The 2,902-nt window shown below is 53.1% G+C and carries 1 rRNA gene; it reads right to left on the bottom strand.

Going from position 1 to position 2,902, the window contains the following annotated elements:
- Positions 1–2 precede the first annotated feature (2 nt).
- Positions 3–2,889 (bottom strand): 23S ribosomal RNA (locus PL11201_RS27405).
- Positions 2,890–2,902: the final 13 nt, after the last annotated feature.

Genomic DNA, 2,902 nt, shown 5'->3' on the forward strand with positions numbered 1-2,902 from the left:
ATGAGGTCAAGCCCTCGGTCTGTTAGTGTGTCTTGGCTACATCCATCACTGGACTTCGACCTAACACCTATCAACGGGTGTTCTGCCCGTGACCTTACCCACAAAAAGTGGTGAGAGCAATCATCTTGAGGTGGGCTTCCCACTTAGATGCTTTCAGCGGTTATCCACTCCGCACATAGCTACCCTGCGTTTACCGTTGGCACGATAACAGGTACACCAGCGGTGCGTCCTTCCCGGTCCTCTCGTACTAGGGAAGGCTCCTCTCAATGCTCTTGCGCCTGCACCGGATATGGACCGAACTGTCTCACGACGTTCTGAACCCAGCTCACGTACCGCTTTAATGGGCGAACAGCCCAACCCTTGGGACGTACTTCCGCCCCAGGTTGCGATGAGCCGACATCGAGGTGCCAAACCTCCCCGTCGATGTGAACTCTTGGGGGAGATCAGCCTGTTATCCCTAGAGTAACTTTTATCCGTTGAGCGACGGCCTTTCCACACAGTACCGTCGGATCACTAAGGCCGTGTTTCCACCCTGTTCGACTTGTAGGTCTCACAGTCAAGCTCCCTTCTGCCTTTACACTCTGCGAATGATTTCCAACCATTCTGAGGGAACCTTTGCGCGCCTCCGTTACCTTTTAGGAGGCGACCGCCCCAGTCAAACTGCCCCCCTGAAACTGTCTTCGACCCGGATTCACGGGTCAGAGTTAGAATTCTAGCTCTACTAGAGTGGTATCTCACCGATGGCTCCATCATCCCCACAAGGATGACTTCAAAGCCTCCCACCTATTCTGCGCAAGCAAAGCCCGAACCCAATTCCAGGATACAGTAAAGCTTCATAGGGTCTTTCTGTCCAGGTGCAGGTAGTCCGTATCTTCACAGACAATTCTATTTCGCCGAGTCTCTCTCCGAGACAGTGCCCAGATCGTTACGCCTTTCGTGCGGGTCGGAACTTACCCGACAAGGAATTTCGCTACCTTAGGACCGTTATAGTTACGGCCGCCGTTCACCGGGGCTTCAGTCATCAGCTTTAGCTTGCGCCTGACCGACTTCCTTAACCTTCCGGCACTGGGCAGGCGTCAGCCCCCATACTTCCTCTTACGAGTTGGCGGAGACCTGTGTTTTTGGTAAACAGTCGCCTGGGCCTCTTCACTGCGGCTTACTTGCGTAAGCACTCCTTCTCCCGAAGTTACGGAGCCATTTTGCCGAGTTCCTTAGAGAGAGTTATCTCGCGCCCCTGAGTTTTCTCAACCTCCCTACCTGTGTCGGTTTCGGGTACAGGCGTTGGTAAATTAACGGTTTTAGGGCTTTTCTTGGAAGCTTGATGCTCTCTACTTCCCCTTCGTAAAGGGTCGGACTCCCGCCTTAGCTCAGTCTGTTTTCTCCAGACCTCAACACCTCGTACGGTTGCACCGGTAACCATCTTCCGGCTAGCACACACCTTCTCCGTTCCCCTGACCAATTTACCACCGGTACGGGATTCTTCGCCCGTTGTCCATCGACTACGCTCTTCAGCCTCGCCTTAGGCCCTGACTCACCCTCCGCGGACGAGCCGTGCGGAGGAACCCTTAGGGTTTCGGGGTGTAGGATTCTCACCTACATTTTCGCTACTCAAGCCGACATTCTCACTTCTGGTTCGTCCACACCTGCTTCCGCTAGTGCTTCTCCCTACGCCAGAACGCTCCCCTACCAATACAATAAATCATATTCCACAGCTTCGGTACACCACTTAGCCCCGTTCATTTTCGGCGCGGCAACGCTTGACCAGTGAGCTATTACGCACTCTTTTAAGGTTGGCTGCTTCTAGGCAAACCTCCTGGTTGTCTAAGCATTCCCACCTCCTTTCTCACTTAGTGGTGATTTGGGGACCTTAGCTGGTGGTCTGGGCTGTTTCCCTCTTGACGATGGAGCTTATCCCCCACCGTCTGACTGGTTGTTCTTCCTCTGGGTATTCAGAGTTTGTCTCGATTTGGTACCGCTCTCGCAGCCCGCACCGAAACAGTGCTTTACCCCCCAGATTTTTCCACAACCGCTGTGCCTCAACACATTTCGGGGAGAACCAGCTAGCTCCGGGTTCGATTGGCATTTCACCCCTAACCACACCTCATCCGCCGATTTTTCAACATCGGTCGGTTCGGACCTTCAATTGGTTTTACCCAAGCTTCATCCTGGACATGGTTAGATCACCCGGGTTCGGGTCTAAAAACAATGACTTCTTCGCCCTCTTCAGACTCGCTTTCGCTTGGGCTGCGACATTTTCTGTCTTAACCTGCCATTGCCTTTAACTCGCCGGCTCATGCTTCAACAGGCACGCGGTCATCCGTTAAATCGGACTCCCACTGCTTGTAAGCTGACGGTTTCAGGTTCTATTTCACTCCCCTTCCGGGGTTCTTTTCACCTTTCCCTCACGGTACTGTTTCTCTATCGGTCACACAGGAGTATTTAGCCTTACCTCGTGGTCGAGGCGGATTCACACGGACTTTCACGGGCTCCGTGCTACTCGGGATTCAGCTAGGCTCTTTGAGTTTTCGACTACGGGACTTTCACCCTCTCTGGTGCAGGTTTCATCTGCTTTGTCTAACTCTCTAAGTCCAGTGTCGCTGTCCCACTACCCCAACAGGTAAACCTGTTGGTTTAGGCTGTTTCCCTTTCGCTCACCACTACTCGGGAAATCGCTTTTGCTTTCTTTTCCTCGGGCTACTAAGATGTTTCAGTTCGCCCGGTTCGCTCATGCCCACTTATTTGATTCGGTGGGCTGTTTTTGGGTTGCCCCATTCGGACACCTCCGGCTCATTGCTCGCTTCCAGCTCCCCGGAGTTTATCGTCGGTCGCCACGTCCTTCTTCGCCTCTGTGTGCCAAGGTTTCCACCGTCAGCCCTTTCTATCTTGACCACTTTCTCTTTTT

The organism is Planktothrix sp. PCC 11201 (assembly GCF_900009135.1).
In the GTDB taxonomy this organism is placed as follows: Bacteria; Cyanobacteriota; Cyanobacteriia; order Cyanobacteriales; family Microcoleaceae; genus Planktothrix.